At 40.2% G+C, this 20,410-nt stretch carries 15 protein-coding genes and 3 pseudogenes; 15 read left to right on the top strand and 3 right to left on the bottom strand.

Going from position 1 to position 20,410, the window contains the following annotated elements; genetic code table 11:
- The first annotated feature begins 98 nt into the window (after nt 1-98).
- The 11 genes and pseudogenes from K4Z77_RS04785 (at nt 99) to recG (ending at nt 11,197) form a co-directional block, all read left to right on the top strand.
- Nucleotides 99-443 carry a hypothetical protein gene (locus K4Z77_RS04785; RefSeq protein WP_224218634.1) on the top strand — a complete coding sequence of 115 codons (345 nt, stop codon included), beginning with the start codon at nt 99-101 and terminating at the stop codon, nt 441-443.
- A gap of 33 nt (nt 444-476) precedes the next feature.
- Nucleotides 477-1,269: pseudogene (locus K4Z77_RS04790) on the top strand (hypothetical protein).
- Nucleotides 1,262-1,903 (top strand): hypothetical protein, encoded by a 642-nt coding sequence (locus K4Z77_RS04795; RefSeq protein WP_023943781.1) that lies wholly within the window; start codon nt 1,262-1,264, stop codon nt 1,901-1,903. The pseudogene K4Z77_RS04790 and the gene K4Z77_RS04795 overlap by 8 nt, the downstream one beginning before the upstream one ends.
- A gap of 3 nt (nt 1,904-1,906) precedes the next feature.
- Nucleotides 1,907-2,557, top strand: coding sequence for an ABC transporter ATP-binding protein (locus K4Z77_RS04800; RefSeq protein WP_023943779.1), 651 nt, complete (start codon nt 1,907-1,909; stop codon nt 2,555-2,557).
- A 10-nt stretch (nt 2,558-2,567) separates the two neighbouring features.
- Nucleotides 2,568-2,858: a hypothetical protein gene (locus K4Z77_RS04805; protein WP_224218618.1), complete on the top strand. Its 291-nt coding sequence runs from the start codon at nt 2,568-2,570 to the stop codon at nt 2,856-2,858.
- Between the two features lie 145 nt (nt 2,859-3,003).
- Entirely contained in the window at nt 3,004-5,517 is a 2,514-nt protein-coding gene (secA, locus tag K4Z77_RS04810; RefSeq protein ID WP_224218619.1) for a preprotein translocase subunit SecA, read from the top strand.
- Nucleotides 5,518-5,597: 80 nt separating this feature from the next.
- The gene (locus K4Z77_RS04815; protein WP_049500894.1) at nt 5,598-6,629 is read left to right on the top strand and encodes a 3-deoxy-7-phosphoheptulonate synthase; all 1,032 of its coding nucleotides are present in this window, start codon (nt 5,598-5,600) and stop codon (nt 6,627-6,629) included.
- A gap of 1 nt (nt 6,630) precedes the next feature.
- Nucleotides 6,631-7,662, top strand: a complete 1,032-nt coding sequence (locus K4Z77_RS04820) for a 3-deoxy-7-phosphoheptulonate synthase (RefSeq protein ID WP_224218620.1) — start codon at nt 6,631-6,633, stop codon at nt 7,660-7,662.
- Between the two features lie 45 nt (nt 7,663-7,707).
- Nucleotides 7,708-8,070: a holo-ACP synthase gene (gene acpS, locus K4Z77_RS04825; RefSeq protein WP_000635003.1), complete on the top strand. Its 363-nt coding sequence runs from the start codon at nt 7,708-7,710 to the stop codon at nt 8,068-8,070.
- On the top strand, nt 8,060-9,163 hold the full coding sequence (alr, locus tag K4Z77_RS04830; RefSeq protein WP_224218621.1) for an alanine racemase: 1,104 nt from the start codon (nt 8,060-8,062) through the stop codon (nt 9,161-9,163). The genes acpS and alr overlap by 11 nt, the downstream gene beginning before the upstream one ends.
- An 18-nt stretch (nt 9,164-9,181) precedes the next feature.
- Nucleotides 9,182-11,197, top strand: coding sequence for an ATP-dependent DNA helicase RecG (recG, locus tag K4Z77_RS04835; RefSeq protein WP_224218622.1), 2,016 nt, complete (start codon nt 9,182-9,184; stop codon nt 11,195-11,197).
- Between the two features lie 500 nt (nt 11,198-11,697).
- Here recG and K4Z77_RS09790 read toward each other — a convergent pair.
- The 3 genes and pseudogenes from K4Z77_RS09790 to K4Z77_RS04845 all read right to left on the bottom strand — a co-directional run.
- Nucleotides 11,698-11,817 (bottom strand): annotated as a pseudogene (locus K4Z77_RS09790) (Rpn family recombination-promoting nuclease/putative transposase); the annotation flags it as partial.
- On the bottom strand, nt 11,810-12,751 hold the full coding sequence (locus K4Z77_RS04840; RefSeq protein ID WP_224218623.1) for an Rpn family recombination-promoting nuclease/putative transposase: 942 nt from the start codon (nt 12,749-12,751) through the stop codon (nt 11,810-11,812). The pseudogene K4Z77_RS09790 and the gene K4Z77_RS04840, both read right to left, overlap by 8 nt.
- 141 nt (nt 12,752-12,892) lie before the next feature.
- Nucleotides 12,893-13,444 (bottom strand): annotated as a pseudogene (locus tag K4Z77_RS04845) (GNAT family N-acetyltransferase).
- Nucleotides 13,445-13,726: 282 nt separating this feature from the next.
- Here K4Z77_RS04845 and K4Z77_RS04850 point away from each other — a divergent pair.
- The 4 genes from K4Z77_RS04850 (at nt 13,727) to K4Z77_RS04865 (ending at nt 20,393) form a co-directional block, all read left to right on the top strand.
- On the top strand, nt 13,727-14,707 hold the full coding sequence (locus K4Z77_RS04850; RefSeq protein ID WP_224218624.1) for an acetylxylan esterase: 981 nt from the start codon (nt 13,727-13,729) through the stop codon (nt 14,705-14,707).
- A gap of 511 nt (nt 14,708-15,218) precedes the next feature.
- Nucleotides 15,219-18,926 (top strand): SIALI-17 repeat-containing surface protein, encoded by a 3,708-nt coding sequence (locus K4Z77_RS04855; protein ID WP_224218625.1) that lies wholly within the window; start codon nt 15,219-15,221, stop codon nt 18,924-18,926.
- A 291-nt stretch (nt 18,927-19,217) separates the two neighbouring features.
- Nucleotides 19,218-19,916, top strand: coding sequence for an N-acetylmannosamine-6-phosphate 2-epimerase (locus tag K4Z77_RS04860; RefSeq protein ID WP_001135675.1), 699 nt, complete (start codon nt 19,218-19,220; stop codon nt 19,914-19,916).
- Nucleotides 19,917-19,940: 24 nt separating this feature from the next.
- A complete protein-coding gene (locus K4Z77_RS04865) occupies nt 19,941-20,393 on the top strand; it encodes a YhcH/YjgK/YiaL family protein (RefSeq protein ID WP_000587482.1) in 453 nt (150 codons plus the stop codon).
- Nucleotides 20,394-20,410 lie beyond the last annotated feature (17 nt).

Here is a 20,410-nt window from a genome sequence, read left to right on the forward strand (position 1 = left end):
TTAGGGAAGTCTAAATGTGGAAGGCATTGATTTATATTGGTAATAACATTTAATAGAACGAAACTAAAGAAAACAATTTTAAAGAGGAGGTGTCGATGATGAAACTGTCGTTTAATTGGTTTAATTTGATACTCTTATTTCCTTGTTTATATTTTTTCTATTGGATAGACAATGCTGACAGAAACAGTAAAATTTTCCCCATCTTCTACTATTTTTACTGGTTTTACATCCCCCTCTATGCTCTTTTTAGCCTTGCTTGGACAGTTATTTCAGTCCTGTTTTTCAATATCGTCTTGAGAAATTTGACAGATATCAAGTTATGGGGCATTTGGTTTCTTTTTATTCTGCTAGCTATTGGTCTGAATAGGTTAACTTATTTCTGTTTCAAAAAAATGCTTCGCTTGAGACGAGAACTAGGGAAGTCTAAAGCGGGGAGACATTGATTTATATCGGTTTCTATTTATAGGAGGTAGCCTATGAAGATTCCTCTCTTAACTTTGGCAAGGCATAAATTTGTTTATGTCTTGCTTACTTTGATTTTTCTTGCTTTGGTTTATCGTGATTTTTTGATGACTTATTTCTTTTTTTGATATTCATGCGCCTGACCTAGCCCAATTCGATGGACAAGCAATTAAAAATGACTTATTAAAATCAGCTTTAGATTTTCGTATTCTCCAGTTCAACTTAGGTTTTTATCAATCATTTATTATTCCAATTATCATTTCTTTGCTAGGTTTTCAATACATTCAGCTGAAAAATAAAGTTTTACGATTGAGTATTGGAAGAGAAGTAAGTTATCAAGGGTTAAAAAGAAAATTGACTTTGCAAGTTGCAAGTATTCCTTGTGTGATATATTTAGTGACTGTGCTGATAATTGCAATCATAACCTATTTCTTTGGGACTTTTTCGCCTCTGGAATGGAATTCTCTATTTTCTGATGGAAGTAGTTTACAAAGGCTCCTAGATGGAGAGATAACAAGCTATTTGTTCTTTACTTGTGTCCTACTAATCGGTATTTTCATCAATGCAGTCTATTTTTTAAAAATAGTTGATTATTTAGGGAATGTGACTCGTTCGGCAATTGCCTATTTGATGTTTCTTTGGCTTGGTTCTATGTTGCTCTATAGTGCCTTGCCATACTATATGGTTCCTATGACGAGTTTGATGCAAGCTAGCTATGGGGATGTAAGTTTGATGAAATTCTTTACTCCTTATATCCTTTATATTGTCCCTTATATGGTGCTTGAAAAATATGAAGATAATGTTTAAGAATTTTAACAATATTTTGCTAAATAGAAAGATTGTTTTACTACTTCGTATAGTTCTGATGATGATTTTGATTAACTATCTATTGTCAACAGCGGTTCAAAAGCAGGATGTTTTTCTCTTTTTCAAGAGAGAATTGATTTCAATCTTTTCCTATAATGACTATTCTGAAGTGAATTTAGAAATCCCCAAACTCTTGTTAAACCTTTCTATTTTCATGGTAGGATGGCTCTCTGTCATTTTATTTGAAACTGATTTGGCAGACCATTACCATCACTTGATTCGATATCAATCAAGCTCCTTTTTCGATTATACAAGGAAACGATTGGTTGTCATTTCTAAATTTTTTACTCAAGATTTATTTGTCTGGTTCCTTGGTTTATTTCCTCTAGGAATTCATTTCAAAACAGTTGCTCTCTTCTTTTTACTTGCTCAGTTAATGATGTTGTATTTGTTACTGTCTTATCTGATAGCACTTATTAGTGTAGGCGCTGGTTTTTCCTTTTTTCTCTATTTTTTAGCATTTGTGGGACAAGAATGGATGATGAATCATATTGTAACAGTGTATTTAGGACTCTTAAGTTTATTAGTTATCTTGATTGTTAGTCGGTTAGAAGAGAAATTTAAGAAAGGATAAACGATGAGACTTGAAATTATAAATGGACAGAAAATTTATGGGAAAAGACCTATTTTAAATCAGTTAAATTTGGTCTTTCAATCAGGAAAAATTTATGGACTTAAAGGTGATAATGGATCTGGCAAGACAGTTCTTTTAAAGGTACTTGCTGGTTATATTAAACTTGACAAAGGAAAAGTTCTTCAAGATGGCAAAGTTTACGGGGTGAAAAATCATTATATTCAGGATGCAGGGATTTTAATTGAAAAGGTAGAGTTTCTATCTCATTTATCCCTGAGAGAAAATTTGGAACTGTTAAGGTATTTTTCATCTAAAGTTACGGAAAAAAGAATTGCCTATTGGATTCAATACTATGATTTACAGGAATTTGAAGACATTGAATACCGTCATTTATCCTTAGGAACGAAACAAAAAATGGCTTTGATTCAAGCCTTTATTGCCGAACCATCTATACTCTTTCTTGATGAACCTATGAATGCTTTGGATGAGAAGAGTGTGAGGTTAACCAAACAGGTCATTTTATCCTATCTGAAAAAAGAAAATGGTTTGGTTATCCTGACTTCGCATATATCGGAAGATATTTCAGATCTTTGTACAGATGTATTAGTTGTCGAAAATGGGCATATACAATATTTAAAGGATATACAATCCTAGGAGGTGGCTTATGGTACATCTAAAATCATTTATTACACGCTATTCCAAGGTCTATATTGGTTTAGTTCTGTTGATCTGGCTGGCTTTCTTCTTTGTTCCTTGGGATAAACCAGTTCTGGGAATATCTATCAATCTCTTAATCATGCAGAAAGTTTTACTAGTTTTGGGAATTCTGTCGATTTTGATGGCCTTGCTGTCCAAGAAAGTCAGTCTCTTTGTTTTTGGATTGATCTGCTGTTTTTCTCTTTGGATAAATCTATTTATCCTATTTGCGATTTTGCCGATTTTTGTTGGCAATTAAAGTATCATAAAAATCAGAGAGGTTAGCTTGGAAACTAGCCTCTTTTTCCTTTTCAAAATGGGGATTCTTCCTTGAAAATAATCAGTAATTGTGCTAAAATTAAAAGAACATTCTAAAATATTCGGAATTTAAAGTAAGGAAAAACATGGCTAATATTTTAAAAACAATTATCGAAAATGATAAAGGAGAAATCCGTCGTCTGGAAAAGATGGCTGACAAGGTTTTCAAATACGAAGACCAAATGGCTGCTTTGACAGATGACCAACTAAAAGCAAAAACAGTTGAATTTAAAGAACGTTATCAAAATGGAGAATCGCTTGATTCATTGCTTTATGAAGCATTTGCGGTTGTCCGTGAAGGTGCTAAACGTGTCCTAGGTCTCTTCCCTTATAAGGTTCAGGTCATGGGGGGAATCGTTCTTCACCATGGTGACGTGCCAGAGATGCGTACAGGGGAAGGGAAAACCTTGACTGCGACCATGCCCGTATACCTCAACGCCCTTTCAGGCAAAGGGGTTCACGTAGTTACGGTCAATGAATACCTGTCAGAACGTGATGCGACTGAAATGGGTGAATTGTACTCATGGCTTGGCTTGTCAGTAGGGATTAACTTGGCGGCTAAATCTCCAATGGAGAAAAAAGAAGCCTATGAGTGTGATATTACCTACTCAACCAACTCAGAAATCGGATTTGACTACCTTCGTGACAACATGGTTGTTCGCGCTGAAAACATGGTACAACGTCCGCTTAACTATGCCTTGGTCGATGAGGTTGACTCTATCTTGATTGACGAGGCGCGTACACCTTTGATCGTATCAGGTGCTAATGCAGTTGAAACCAGTCAGCTCTACCACATGGCAGACCACTATGTAAAATCTTTGGACAAAGACGACTATATTATCGATGTGCAGTCTAAAACTATTGGTTTGTCTGATTCAGGGATTGACAAGGCTGAAAGCTACTTCAAGCTTGAAAACCTCTATGATATCGAAAACGTAGCTCTGACTCACTTTATCGATAACGCCCTTCGTGCCAACTACATCATGCTTCTCGATATTGACTATGTGGTGAGTGAAGAGCAAGAAATCTTGATCGTTGACCAATTTACAGGTCGTACTATGGAAGGTCGTCGTTATTCTGATGGATTGCACCAAGCCATTGAAGCTAAAGAAGGTGTGCCAATTCAGGATGAAACCAAGACATCTGCCTCAATCACCTACCAAAACCTTTTCCGTATGTACAAGAAATTGTCTGGAATGACGGGTACAGGTAAGACTGAGGAAGAAGAATTCCGTGAAATTTACAACATTCGTGTTATTCCAATCCCAACCAACCGTCCTGTTCAACGTATTGACCACTCAGACCTTCTTTATGCAAGTATCGAGGCTAAGTTTAAGGCGGTTGTCGAAGATGTTAAAGCTCGTTACCAAAAAGGTCAGCCTGTCTTGGTTGGTACAGTAGCGGTTGAAACTAGTGACTACATTTCTAAGAAATTGGTCGCAGCTGGCGTTCCTCACGAAGTCTTAAATGCTAAGAACCACTATAAAGAAGCCCAAATCATTATGAATGCTGGTCAACGTGGTGCTGTTACCATTGCGACTAACATGGCCGGTCGTGGTACCGACATTAAGCTTGGTGAAGGGGTTCGCGAATTGGGTGGACTTTGTGTGATTGGTACAGAACGCCATGAAAGCCGTCGTATCGATAACCAGCTTCGTGGACGTTCAGGTCGTCAAGGAGACCCAGGTGAGTCACAATTCTACCTCTCTCTTGAAGATGATTTGATGAAACGTTTTGGTTCTGAACGCTTGAAGGGAATTTTTGAACGTCTCAACATGTCTGAAGAGGCGATTGAGTCTCGTATGTTGACACGTCAGGTTGAAGCAGCTCAAAAACGTGTTGAAGGAAATAACTACGATACGCGTAAACAAGTCCTTCAATACGATGACGTCATGCGTGAACAACGTGAAATTATCTACGCTCAACGTTACGACGTTATCACTGCAGATCGTGACTTGGCACCTGAAATTCAGTCTATGATTAAACGCACGATTGGTCGTGTCGTTGATGGTCATGCGCGTGCCAAACAAGATGAAAAACTAGAGGCAATTTTGAACTTTGCTAAGTACAACTTGCTTCCAGAAGATTCTATTTCAATCGAAGATTTGTCAGGTTTGTCTGATAAGGCTATTAAGGAAGAACTCTTCCAACGTGCCTTGCAAGTTTACGATAGTCAGGTTTCAAAACTACGCGATGAAGAAGCAGTTAAAGAATTCCAAAAAGTCTTGATTCTACGAGTGGTAGATAACAAGTGGACAGATCATATCGATGCTCTCGATCAATTGCGTAACGCGGTTGGACTTCGTGGCTATGCTCAGAACAACCCTGTTGTTGAGTATCAAGCAGAAGGTTTCCGTATGTTTAATGACATGATTGGTTCGATTGAGTTTGATGTGACACGTTTGATGATGAAAGCACAAATTCATGAACAAGAAAGACCACAAGCAGAACACCATATCAGTACAACAGCGACTCGTAATATCGCTGCCCACCAAGCAAATATGCCTGAAAATCTGGATTTGAGTCAGATTGGACGGAATGAACTTTGCCCATGTGGTTCTGGTAAGAAGTTTAAAAACTGTCACGGTAAAAGACAATAAAATGAGATAGTTTAGAGGCGGATACCTTGTGAAAAGTAAATTTTTACTTGGTATCCGTTTGATTTATAAGGAGATGAGTTATGGTATTTACAGCAAAAAGTCCTAAAATTAATATTGAAGAAGTTCGTGCCTTATCAAAATTAGAAGGCCAAGCTTTGGAGAGAAAATCCCAGCGTGATCAAGAGCTAGAAGCCATTATACGTGGAGAAGACCAACGGATTCTCTTGGTAATCGGGCCATGCTCATCTGATAATGAAGAAGCTGTCCTTGAGTACGCTAAACGTTTGGCAGCTTTGCAAGAAGAAGTGGCAGACCGTATCTTTATGGTTATGCGTGTTTACACTGCCAAACCTCGTACCAACGGAGATGGTTACAAGGGCTTGATTCACCAGCCTAATGCGACAGAAGCACCAAGCCTCATCAACGGAATCAAAGCCGTGCGCCATCTTCACTATCGTGTCATCACGGAAACAGGTATGACGACAGCTGATGAAATGCTTTATCCTGAAAATCTTCCGCTTGTAGATGATTTGATTTCTTATATGGCAGTTGGTGCCCGTTCAGTTGAAGACCAGCAACACCGCTTTGTTGCAAGTGGGGCAGATTTTGCGACTGGGTTTAAAAATCCAACCTCTGGAAATCTCAATGTTATGTTTAATGGGATTTATGCTGCTCAAAACAAACAAAGTTTCCTTTTCCTAGGAAAAGAAGTGGAAACAACTGGGAACCCGCTTTCGCATGCTATTCTTCGTGGAGCGATCAATGAGTATGGTAAGAATATTCCTAACTACTACTATGATAATTTGATGGATACCATTGCCCAGTATGAGAAAATGGGCTTGGAAAATCCCTTTATCATTGTGGACACCAATCATGACAACTCTGGTAAGCAATACATGGATCAGATTCGAATTGTTCGCCAGACTTTGATTAACCGTGATTGGAATGAAAAAATCAAGCAGTACGTTCGTGGTTTTATGATTGAGTCTTATCTAGAAGACGGCCGTCAAAACGAACCGGAAGTATTTGGCAAGTCGATCACAGACCCTTGCCTTGGCTGGGAAAATACGGAAGCCCTTGTCAGAGAAATCTATCAAACGCTAGGAGAATAAGATGGCATTTATTGAAAAAGGTCAAGAAATCGATATTGAAGCAATCAAGGCAGAAACCCAATTGTCTGCGGAAGCCCTGCGACTAAAGGAGCGTCGTGATAGAGAATTGGCAGACATTATTTCAGGAGAAGATGATAGAATTCTTTTGGTGATTGGTCCTTGCTCGTCTGACAATGAAGAGGCTGTCTTGGAATATGCTCGCCGTTTATCAGCCTTGCAAAAGAAGGTGTCGGACAAGATTTTCATGGTTATGCGTGTTTATACTGCTAAACCACGCACCAACGGAGACGGCTATAAGGGTTTGGTTCACCAGCCTGATACATCAAAGGCTCCGAGTCTGATTAACGGTTTGCAGGCTGTTCGCCAGTTGCACTACCGCGTGATTACAGAGACTGGTTTGACAACGGCAGACGAGATGCTTTATCCGTCAAATCTGGTCTTGGTAGATGATTTGGTCAGCTACCATGCTGTGGGAGCTCGTTCTGTGGAAGACCAAGAGCACCGCTTTGTGGCTTCAGGAATTGATGCACCAGTGGGGATGAAAAATCCAACCTCAGGAAATCTTGGGGTTATGTTTAACGGTATCTATGCCGCCCAAAACAAACAAACCTTCCTCTTTCATGGCCAAGAAGTTGAGACTTCAGGAAATCCCTTGGCTCACGTCATCCTTCGTGGCGCAGTTAATGAATATGGGAAAAATGAGCCTAACTTTTACTATGAAACCTTGCTAAATGCTATTGAACGTTATGAGGCAATGGGACTTGAAAATCCCTTTATCCTCATTGATACCAACCATGATAACTCAGGCAAGCAATATATGGAACAGATTCGAATTGTTCGCCAGACTTTGCAGAATCGTGATTGGAATGAGAAGATTAAAAAGACGGTTCGAGGCTTTATGATTGAATCCTACCTAGCAGATGGTCGTCAAAACCAACCAGAGGTCTTTGGTTGCTCTATTACCGATCCTTGTCTAGGTTGGGAAAACACAGAGGCCTTGGTAGAAGAAATCTATGCTACCTTGACAAAATAAGTGAAAAGGATGGAGTTGGGGGAATCTCAACTCCTTTTGATGAGAATGATAGTTGGACATGGAATTGACATCGAAGAATTGGCTTCGATAGAAAGCGCAGTTACACGACATGAAGGCTTTGCTAAGCGCGTGCTGACCGCTAAGGAAATGGAACGGTTTAACAGTCTTAAAGGGCGCAGACAAATCGAATATTTGGCAGGTCGCTGGTCGGCTAAGGAGGCCTTTTCCAAGGCTATGGGAACGGGTATTGGCAAGCTCGGTTTTCAGGATTTGGAAGTCTTGAACAATGAACGCGGGGCGCCTTATTTTAGTCAGGCACCATTTTCAGGAAAGATTTGGCTGTCTATCAGCCATACCGATCAGTTTGTGACAGCCAGTGTCATTTTGGAGGAAAATCATGAAAGCTAGTCCACATAGACCAACCAAGGCTCTGATTCATCTGGGAGCTATTCGACAAAATATTCAGCAAATGGGGGCTCATATCCCTCAAGGAACGCTCAAGTGGGCAGTGGTCAAGGCCAATGCTTACGGGCATGGGGCAGTAGCTGTTGCCAAGGCAATCCAAGAAGATGTAGACGGCTTTTGCGTTTCAAATATCGATGAAGCTATTGAACTCAGACAAGCTGGACTCAGGAAGAAAATCCTCATTTTAGGAGTTTCTGAAATCGAAGCTGTTTCTCTTGCTAAAGAATACGACATCACCTTGACAGTGGCTGGACTGGAGTGGATTAAAGCACTCTTAGATAAGGAAGCGGACCTAACTGGATTGACAGTTCACCTCAAGATTGATTCAGGCATGGGACGGATTGGTTTTCGAGAGGCCGGTGAGGCTGAGCAAGCTCAAGACTTGCTCCAACAACATGGTGCTCGTGTTGAAGGGATTTTTACCCACTTTGCTACTGCAGACGAGGAATCAGATGCCTACTTTAATGTCCAGTTAGAACGGTTTACAACTATTTTGGCCAGTATGAAAGGTCTTCCAGAGCTGGTTCATGCTAGTAATTCTGCAACGACCCTTTGGCATGCAGAGACTATTTTCAATGCGATCCGTATGGGAGATGCCATGTATGGTCTTAACCCTAGCGGAGGGGTCTTGGACTTGCCCTATGACTTGAAACCAGCCTTGACCTTGGAATCTGCTCTAGTTCATGTCAAGATAGTTCCATCTGGGGCTTGCATGGGCTATGGAGCGACCTATCAGGCAGATAGCGAGCAAGTCATCGCGACTGTTCCAATCGGCTATGCGGATGGATGGACACGAGACATGCAGAATTTTTCTGTCTTGGTAGATGGCCAAGCTTGCCCAATCGTTGGGCGGGTTTCTATGGACCAAATCACCATTCGTCTGCCTAAGACTTATCCCTTAGGAACAAAAGTCACCCTCATTGGTTCTAATGGGGGCAAGGAGATCACAGCTACTCAGGTAGCGACCTACCGTGGAACTATTAACTATGAAGTGGTTTGTCTCCTCAGCGATCGCATTTCGAGAGAATATTATTAAAGAAGAAAGGAGTGGAGCATGAATCTACATCAATCCTTGCATGTCTTACCTGGTGTGGGACCAAAGTCAGCAGAAAAATACGCCAAACTAGGAATTGAAAATTTGCAAGATCTCTTGCTCTACTTTCCTTTCCGTTATGAAGATTTCAAAACTAAGCAAGTATTGGAACTAGAGGACGGGGAGAAGGCAGTCCTATCTGGTCAAGTCGTGACTCCTGCCAGTGTTCAGTATTATGGTTTCAAGCGCAATCGCCTGCGCTTTAGTCTTAAGCAGGGAGAAGTTGTTTTTGCGGTGAATTTCTTTAACCAACCCTATCTAGCAGACAAGATAGAGTTGGGAGCAACCCTTGCTGTTTTTGGAAAATGGGATCGCGCCAAGGCTAGTTTGACTGGGATGAAGGTCCTGGCTCAGGTGGAAGATGACCTCCAACCTGTTTATCGTCTGGCTCAGGGAATCAGTCAGGCCAGTCTGGTCAAAGTTATCAAGACAGCCTTTGATCAGGGACTGGACCTCTTGATTGAGGAAAATCTTCCCCAGTCCTTGCTGGACAAATACAAACTCATGTCCCGTTGTCAGGCCGTTCGTGCCATGCATTTTCCTAAGGATTTGGGAGAATACAAGCAGGCCCTTCGCCGTATCAAGTTTGAGGAACTCTTTTATTTCCAAATGCAGTTGCAGACGCTCAAGACTGAAAATAGAGTTCAGGGAAGTGGTCTGGTTCTGAATTGGTCTAAGGAAAAAGTGACAGCAGTTAAAGAAAATCTACCTTTTTCCTTGACCCCAGCTCAAGAAAAGAGTTTGCAGGAAATTTTGACAGACATGAAGTCGGACAACCACATGAATCGTCTCTTGCAAGGGGACGTGGGGAGCGGAAAAACGGTAGTCGCTGGCTTGGCCATGTTTGCAGCAGTGACAGCTGGCTACCAGGCTGCCCTAATGGTACCAACAGAAATCCTCGCAGAGCAACATTTTGAGAGTCTACAGAGTCTCTTCCCAGACTTGAAACTGGCTCTTTTGACAGGTTCCTTGAAAGCTGCAGAAAAGAGAGAAGTCTTGGAGACTATTGCCAAGGGTGAGGCTGATTTGATTATCGGAACTCACGCTCTGATTCAAGATGGGGTGGATTATGCTCGTCTGGGCTTGATTATCATCGATGAGCAGCACCGCTTTGGTGTGGGGCAAAGGCGTATTTTACGGGAAAAAGGAGACAATCCTGACGTTCTCATGATGACGGCGACTCCCATACCACGAACCTTGGCCATCACAGCCTTTGGCGATATGGATGTTTCCATTATTGACCAGATGCCAGCAGGACGGAAGCCTATTGTGACTCGCTGGATCAAACATGAGCAACTACCTCAGGTCTTGACTTGGTTAAAGGGGGAAATTCAAAAAGGTTCTCAAGCCTATGTCATCTCTCCCTTGATTGAAGAATCAGAAGCTCTGGATTTGAAAAATGCCATTGCCTTATCAGAGGAGCTGACAGCTCATTTTGCAGGCAAGGCAGAAGTGGCTCTTTTACATGGTAAGATGAAGAGTGACGAAAAAGACCAGATTATGCAGGATTTCAAAGAGAGAAAAACGGATATTCTGGTTTCGACAACGGTTATCGAGGTCGGGGTTAACGTTCCAAATGCGACCGTCATGATTATCATGGATGCCGATCGGTTCGGTCTCAGCCAGCTTCACCAGCTCAGAGGTCGTGTTGGTCGGGGAGATAAGCAGTCCTATGCTGTTCTCGTTGCCAATCCCAAGACCGATTCCGGGAAAGACCGCATGCGCATCATGACAGAAACCACCAATGGATTTGTCCTTGCGGAGGAAGATTTGAAAATGCGTGGTTCAGGTGAGATTTTTGGAACCAGACAGTCAGGTCTTCCAGAGTTCCAAGTAGCTGATATTATCGAAGATTTTCCGATTTTAGAAGAAGCCAGAAAGGTTGCTAGCTACATTAGTTCGATAGAAGGCTGGCAAGAGGATCCAGAATGGCGCATGATTGCCCTTCATTTGGAGAAGAAAGAACATCTAGATTAAGTTTTCTCTAAGGAAATCTTAAGCTAGCTTTCAGGTTTGCCCCTTATACTAGAGTCATCAAAAAGAAACGAGGACTCTCACATGACAGTAACGATTAAAGTAAATTACCAAACCACTTTCCAAAAGAAAGAAGCAAAAAAATAAGATTGAACAGGAGAAAAAGGGCGGAAATGCTCTTTTTTTGTTTCTAAAAGCACAATTTATTGAATCTAAAATAGCACACTGCGGATTCTAAAAAATTTCTAGAGATTATAGTAGATTGAATCTGGAATAGTCCACCGAGTTTTCTAAAACATTGTTAGAAATTAGTTTGAATTCTGCAATCAACTTGTTCAGTTTTTATTTCATTTAACTATAATTTGACTTTCCTAATTTCTTTGTTCATATCTTATTTCAATACACTATATCTTACTATTTCAGAGCCCACATCTAGCATAACTAAAAAAACAGATTCTTCCATCTATTACGGAAAAATCTGTCATTGATTTAATGATTTACAAAAACTCCAACCACGGTTTACGAACCTCGTCTTTGCTGGTTTCTCTGTATTTTTTGAGTTCCAAGAACGCCATCTTGACTAGGTGGTTTTCTTGTCCATTATTTGTGATTGTCTTAATCTTTCAATAACGCCTCAAACTCAGCGACAGTCATATCCAATTGATCACTTGCAAATTCGGAAGTTAAAACATGTTGGCGTACCATATCCAGAAATGCAAAAAGTTTCCCTTCTTCCCTTCCTTCAACTTTCCCACGCTCCAGTCCCTGTTCAATACCACGTTCCAATCCCTGTTCAATCCCTTCCGCCCTAGCAGTCTCCAAGGCATAATCCTGAGCCAATAACGCTTGTTCTTCGCGCATACGTAGTTGACTAAACATTTTCCTGTCCTCCTCGGACCAGCTCTTGTAGTCCAGCAGTTGGTCTGCCTGGCTGATGGCTCGCTCGGGTTGCTGGGTAAAGGGTTTATTCCCGAAAAACTCCAACCACGGTTTGCGAATGCTATCCTTGCTGGTTTCTCTGTATTTTCTTAATTCCAAGAACGCCATCTTGACTAGATGATGTTCTTGTCCATTGTTTGTAATTGTTAAAGCCTCACCTGTCGTGTCCTCGCGCATACTAAAGCTATGGAAAGCCAAGTCATCTTGGAAATAATTGCTATCTACGATAGCAATAGCATAAACGGGTGCAATATGTTTGTAACTCTGGTGTGTATCACCTTCACGCTGACGAATTTTTTCGAGGTTTTGATTGACCTGACTGCACAAGTAAGCCCACAGGCGATTGATGAAAAAATTCTGATGATGAACTTGAATTTCAATAATTACTTGCGTACCATTATCCAACTCCGCCAAGACGTCTATACTAGTGTAAAAATCCTGAGCCGAGTAGGGCAGGGAAGGTAAGACATGAATATTGCTCCCCTCCAAAATGGTCACATTTTTGGCTGGCAAGTCCAGCATATCGCGAATAAATTGACAAGTGATTTCTGGATTGCTAAAGATTTTCTTAGCAACCAAATCGTTGGTCGGGCTGATGCCCGGATGTCTGAGAATCATCCATTCCCTCCTTCTATTATACCATATTTTAAAATCTAATTTTGCTAGATTCGATGGTTCTATCTATTTATTCGGAAAAAAGAGGATAAATGAAATAGTAAATAAAAAATAAGAACAGCGGATAAGCAATAAATTTTAAGATTATCTGTCTTCTCCGCTTATCTGATAATAAATAAGGTCCGCAAAATAACCTTTTCTCTCTACACCATTAGTAATAGTCTTTAGATAGGACATTCCAGCCTTCTCCATGACACGACTTGAAGCTGGATTGAGACTAGAATATCGTGCTCTAACATTTTGAAAACCTGCTTGAGTAAAACAAAAGTCCAAGACAGCTTTCAAAGCCTCCGTCATTATACCATTTCCCCAGTAAACCTTTCCTAGCACATAGCCAATTTCACAACTTGAATCATCCTCATCTATCTTAACGATACTGATATCTCCTATCACTTGCTCTGGGTTTTCTTTGAGGTAAATGGCCCATTTGTAATAGTTGGGATTGGCATAGGAAGCAACCCAATTACGAATCGAGTTTCGAGTGACCTCAACATCAGGATGGGGATTCCAAGTAACATAGGTCAGATTCTCAGCAGACGAAGCTCAATTTTGAAACATGGCTTCCGCATCACTCTCCACAAATCTTCTCAAGATTAAACGGTTTGTCTGTAATATTTGCGTACCTATTGCTTTCATGATGTTACCTCGCTTTCTGATGTGTGATTCTCTATTCAATCTCCATTGAAACTATAGTATATCGAGATAAGCTGTAGACAAATCAACTGGGGCATTCACATTAATTTCTAAAAATACTTTAGAAGTTAATTGGTACTATTCTAGATTCAATTTATTAGACTTTCAGTCAGTAGGTTTGAAGAAAAAAATCTAAATTTATTTTCTATTTACCCTTCTTTCTTGCATTGCTTTCTTAGATATGCTACAGTGGCGGTAGCGGTTACAAAATAAAAGGAGTATGCTATGAAAAATCCAGCTTTGTTAGAAGAAATCAAGACTTATAAAGGCAGGGATGAGGTTCCAGAAGACTTTGATGCTTTCTGGGATGAGGAGGTGAAAAAAGTTTCAACTCTTCCAGCCTACCACTTGGAGGAAAGAGATTTCCACATTCCTCAAGTCAAGTGCTATGAGTTAACATTTGAAGGAAGCAAGGAAGGCAAGGTCTATGCACGCGTCGTTCTTCCAAAGAGTGAGGAGAAGGTTCCGCTAATCTTCCATTTCCATGGTTATATGGGACGTGGCTGGGACTGGGCCGACATGTTGGCTTTCACCGTAGCTGGTTATGGTGTTGTTTCCATGGATGTTCGAGGCCAGTCGGGCTATTCACAAGACGGTTTGCGTTCTCCTCTAGGAAATACGGTTAAGGGGCATATTATCCGTGGTGCTGTGGAAGGTCGGGATCATCTCTTTTATAAGGATGTTTATCTGGATATTTACCAGTTAGTCGAAATTGTTGCTAGTCTGCCTCAGGTGGATGAGAAGCGTCTTTCTAGCTATGGTGCCTCACAAGGAGGAGCTCTAGCCTTGGTTGCGGCAGCGCTCAATCCTCGGATTGAGAAAACAGTTGCCATCTATCCTTTCTTGTCTGATTTCAGACGAGTGCTTGAGATTGGTAATACTAGCGAGGCTTACGACGAACTTTTCCGTTATTTCAAGTTTCACGATCCCTTCCATGAAACTGAGGAGGAAATCATGGCGACCCTTGCCTATATAGATGTGAAAAATCTCGCTCATCGTATCAAGGGTGAAGTTAAGATGATTACGGGCTTGGACGACGATGTTTGCTATCCTATTACCCAGTTTGCGATTTACAACCGCCTGACTTGCGATAAGGCCTATCGTATCATGCCTGAGTATGCCCACGAAGCCATGAATGTATTTGTCAATGACCAAGTCTACAATTGGCTCTGTGGTAGTGAGATTCCTTTTAAATATGTGAAGTAATGAATGAGAGAGCTCGGTAGCTCTCTTTTTGTATACAGTCTAGTCAGCAAATATTCTAGTTCATATATACTTTGAAATTCATACTCTTCGAAAATCTCTTCAAACCACGGCAACTTTATCTGCAAGCTCAAAATAGTGTCTTGAGCAGCCTGTGGCTAGCTTCCTAGTTTGCTTTTTGATTTTCATTGAGTATGAGTTTTTTTCTTGACCTTGGTGTAAAACAATTCATTTTGCTATCTAGTTTGGTATAAGTTCTTTCAAGACATTGAAAATCACCTGTGAAATGTGTTATAATTTATAAGAAAATATGCAGTTTGGCTACAAATGAATGTATATATAAGTTTATGTATAACTTAGTTTTTCTGATTAGGATAATATCTTATAAAATGATATGCCTGGAGATACAGTACTATAAGTAGCGTTTGTAGAGGAACAAAATAATCTATAGCTATTTTTATTTTTTAGAATATACTTGGATAAATTAACTTTGAAAGTTAAAGTGAGGTAATATATGTTTGTATGTTTAAAGGGTTTAGGGAAATTTCGTAAATCCAAAGCTTATGGTTTGGTTGGTTGTTTGACACTATCAGCGGTGATTGGCTTAGCTGCACCAGAGTTACCAGTTATTGGTGGTGGGGTTGTTTCTGCTGATGTCATTCAAGGCGGTAGCGATATTCACGATGTGGATGTTCATAGTAAATCTGCAGAAGGTGTTGCTATGACTTATACCACTTATGACAGTGGAACGAGTGGAAAACAAACCGCATCAGGTAGCGGTGTCTTTGTAGCGCCGAATGTGATGGTAACAGTAGCTCATAACTACTATGATAAAAACCAAGAGGATAAGTCTGCGGTCTTGCGTGGTGGGGAGTCTGCTCGTAGTTATGTTGTAATGAACTCGGAAAAGGAGAAAAGCAATAAAGTACCTACTTCAGGGGTATCAGAAGCTCTTGAAAAAGACTCTATTCACTTGTATAACGGCAAAGACTTTGGTAAAGACTATAGCAATGACTTAGCAGTAGTGGTAACTAAAAAGCCTGTAGAAGCTATGACAGGTGGTGAGGACTCTCCAAGAGAGTTGAGTCATAAAGAGGTTTCTACTGGTGATAAAATCACTATGGTCGGATATCCCAATGATTTTTCTACTCCAAATTTAAGTAAAGAAAATAAAGCTCGATTGAAAGACGGTAAGGCTTATTCAGTCTCAACAACTGTGAGCAGTATCAATAAAGAGAGTGGTGCAGTCACTTATCATTCCTCAGCTTTAGGAGGTTTTTCAGGTGCTCCTTTGTTTAATGATAAGGGAGAGGTAGTCGGTATCCACCAGCACGGAACAAATACTTCAAACGCTCCTGAGAGTGAGCGTATTGGCGGTGGTACTATCTTTACGGACAAGCACAGAGCTTGGATTCAGTCAATGATTGATAAATATGGTATAAAGGGTTGGTATATAGATGGTGCAAACCGTTACTACTATGATGAAAATCATATAGCTTTAAAAGATGTAGAGTCTGAGATTGACGGTGCTTTGTATAGTTTTGATGAAAAAGGTCGAGCTACTTTAGTAAAAGGTGAAGAAAAAGGTCGTGTTTTACTTCGAGTGGAAGATACTAAAGGAACTCGTTTGATTTCAGATAAGGTTGTTCAGGAAGGTCCTGTCGGAAGTGGCTTGAATTTTCATTTAAGACAAAATCCAGACTTCAAACAGTTAATAGCAACTTCCCCAACAGCTAAAGTGGTATCCTATAACGGAGTGCCAATTAACAAACTAGCAAGTGATACTACTTGGTCTGATGACTATGTCAGTAAGTTAGCTTTAGGAGATACAATTATAAGAGCGGTAGTAGATTCGGTAACTCCTCCATCAACGTCTTCTTCGGATTTTGCAAGAACTGAAGTTGGTAAAGTAGATTTGAGTGGTAAATCGAATTTACCTGTACCTAGTAAAGAGGTGTTACAAGCTCCGAATAGCTCAGAAAATTTCTATGCTACAACGCACATTCAAACGCCAGATGGGTCGGGGTCAGGTACTTTAATTGCACCAAATTTGGTGTTAACAGTCGCTCATAATTTCTTAACAGTTAAAGGTTCTGAGGTAGTTACTAAATCTGGTCGTACCAATACAGTGTATAAAGCAACTTTACCGAATGGGTTGTCTGTGAATTTTTCAGATGATGATATTGTTTATTGGAATAAGAAAGACTCTGTATTTGGCTTTAAAAATGACTTAGCTTTGGTTCGGTTAAAAGAAGCAGTAAAAGGAGTAACTCCTGTAGAGGTTGTAAAACAATCTTCGAAAGTTGCAGAGGGGGATTCAGTTTCGGTCTATGGTTTTCCAGATAACAAGCTAAGTCCAGTTTTAGATAGCAAAGTAGTAGGAACTACAGACTTCGGTTCTGGAATAGAGGGAATTAGCTATGGAGGTACGAAACCTGGAGCGTCTGGTGGTGGTCTTTATAATGATAAAGGTGCTTTAATTGGAGTTCACCAAAATGGTGTTGTAGGAAGCCGCAGTGGTGGTTTAGTCTTATCAAAAGAGCAGCTGGATTGGGTTCGTTCTTATATTGAGGGTCAACCAAAAGATCCTGTCTATGTGGAAGATAAAGAAGTGGAACCTTCTAAGAAGGATTCGGATAAGGATTTAGCTGGGAAATTAGATCCAAAAAAAGATAGCGGAAAAGAAGATTCTGGTATTTCAGGTACATCTGGTGACTTTGCAGCTCCTACAGTCGCTAAGCCAGAGTTTACAGGCGGAGTTAACGGAGGCGACTCACTTGTTACAGAAGTTCCAGAGTATAGCGGTGTTCTCTCCACATTAGGCGATTCTCCAGCTCCTACAGTCGCTAAGCCAGAGTTTAAAGGTGGCGTGAATGGAGGCGAATCCCTCGTTACAGAAGTTCCAGAGTACAGAGGCTTCCTATCCACATTAGGCGATTCTCCAGCTCCTACAGTCGCTAAGCCAGAGTTTAAAGGCGGCGTGAATGGAGGCGACTCACTTGTTACAGAAGTTCCAGAGTATAGTGGTGTTCTCTCCACATTAGGTAATTCTCCAGCTCCTACAGTCGCTAAGCCAGAGTTTACAGGTGGCGTGAATGGAGGCGACTCACTTGTTACAGAAGTTCCAGAGTATAGCGGTGTTATATCCACATTAGGCGATTCTCCAGCTCCTACAGTCTCTAAGCCAGAGTTTACAGGTGGCGTGAATGGGGGCGACTCACTTGTTACAGAAGTTCCAGAATATAGTGGTGTTCTATCCACATTAGGTAATTCTCCAGCTCCTACAGTAGCTAAGCCAGAGTATATGGGTGATACATTATCAAGCTCAGGAGAAGAATCGACTCCAACAGTTGAACAGCATGACTTTACAGGCGGAGTTAACGGAGGCGACTCACTGGTTACAGAAGTTCCAGAGTATAGCGGCGTTCTGTCCACATTAGGAGATTTTCCAGCTCCTACAGTAGCTAAGCCAGAGTTTAAAGGTGGCGTGAATGGAGGTGAATCTCCGATACTAGAAATCCCAGAATATATGGGTCCATTATCAACCTCAGGAGAAGGAAGTTCAGTAGTGAAATCTACTGATAAACAAGTAAATAATAAAAACACTAAAGATGAATCAGAAACGAAGCACGTTGTCTCAGGAATTGCTAGTTCACAACGTATTTTAAAAAATGAAACAGGAAGTATTCAAATTCAAGCTTCAGAAGAAGTATTGGAAAATGTTCAAACTATACAAATAGAGGAAGTAAAAGTTAGCGGTTTCGATTCATTAAATTATAAAGCGTTTGATATCAAATTGAAGGATGCAAATGGCCGATATGTTCAACCTAAAGGGAAAGTCCTTGTTACTTTTGCTACGGATCATTCTGTTGAGAGTGTTTATGCCGTAGATCCAGAAGGAAATCTACACCCTATTGAATTCGAACAAAAAGGTGGAAAGATTATTTTTGAGACTAGCAATTCTAGTATCTATCTCTCTGTCAATAATCTAGCACTCGATAATCCTACAAAAGATAAAAAAGAAGAGGAGCTTGCACCATCACCTAAATTGTTATCTATAAATGAGAACTCTGAATCTAATCGATTAGAGAATAAAGTAAGTAATAATGAACAGTCTAAGTTACCAAATACAGGTGAGAATAAATCAATAACAACAGTTTTGCTTGGTTTTGTGGGAATGATCCTTGGAGTAATGATTTCCTATAAACAAAAAGACAGTTAACTTTGTCTGAAATCTCACTTTGAACTTCTATGTTAATCTAAAATAAACCAGTCTGGAGTCCTGTAAAAAGATGGGAATTCTAGACTGGTTTTATTGATATAGAAGTTTATAATAAGATTCGTAATTTTGAGTAATAGATACGGATATTTATGTTATCTGAAACTACTTTCAAGATAAGCTGTTCTATAAAATACTTTTGAAACTGAAATCTATTCTATGACAACTTATTGAAAGCGCTTCAAAAATGATATATAATTGTCTCATAAGAAAAAAGGAAAAGGAGGAAAGAGGATGCCACAGATTACTAAAGAAGCCTTGATTGCACAAATCAAAGATGGAATCATCGTTTCTTGTCAGGCCCTTCCTCACGAACCGCTTTATACAGAAGCGGGAGGAGTTATTCCCTTGCTGGTCAAAGCAGCTGAGCAAGGTGGAGCAGTCGGTATCCGAGCAAACAGTGTTCGCGATATCAAGGAAATCAAGGAGGTTACAAAACTTCCGATTATCGGGATTATCAAACGAGATTATCCACCTCAAGAACCCTTCATCACTGCTACTATGAAAGAAGTTGATGAACTAGCAGAACTAGATATTGAAGTGATTGCTCTAGACTGTACTAAACGCGAACGCTATGATGGTTTGGAGATTCAGGAGTTCATTCGTCAGGTCAAGGAAAAATATCCAAATCAGCTCTTGATGGCTGATACAAGTACTTTCGAAGAAGGACTAGCAGCAGTAGAAGCAGGAATTGACTTTGTCGGAACAACCTTATCAGGCTATACATCTTACAGTCCAAAAGTGGACGGACCAGATTTTGAATTGATCAAAAAACTCTGTGATGCCGGCGTGGATGTCATTGCAGAAGGAAAAATCCATACACCAGAACAAGCCAAACAAATCCTTGGATATGGAGTGAGGGGCATTGTTGTTGGTGGCGCCATTACTAGACCAAAAGAGATTACAGAACGCTTTGTTGCTGGTCTTAAATAAAAAATAAAGAAAGGGGGATTGAGTATGATTATTACTAAAATCAGTCGTTTAGGAACTTATGTGAAAGTAAATCCACATTTTGCAACATTAATAGATTTTCTAGAAAAAACAGGACTAGAAAATTTAACAGAAGGTCCGATTGATATCGATGGTGATCGATTATTTGGTAATTGCTTTACTTATCTAGCAGACGGTCAAGCAGGAGCCTTCTTTGAAACTCACCAAAAATATTTGGATATTCATTTAGTTTTGGAAAACGAAGAAGCCATGGCTGTTACGTCGCCAGAAAATGTAAGCGTTACCCAAAAATATGATGAAGAAAAAGATATTGAATTATACACAGGAGAAGTGGAACAGTTAGTTCATTTGAGAGCTGGTGAATGCCTTATCACTTTTCCAGAAGATTTACATCAACCCAAGGTTCGTATAAATGATGAACCTGTTAAAAAAGTTGTCTTTAAAGTTGCGATTTCTTAATGTAGAAAGGGAAGAAC

Origin of the sequence: Streptococcus mitis subsp. hohhotensis, from assembly GCF_020089495.2 — a bacterium.
GTDB lineage: Bacteria > Bacillota > Bacilli > Lactobacillales > Streptococcaceae > Streptococcus > Streptococcus hohhotensis.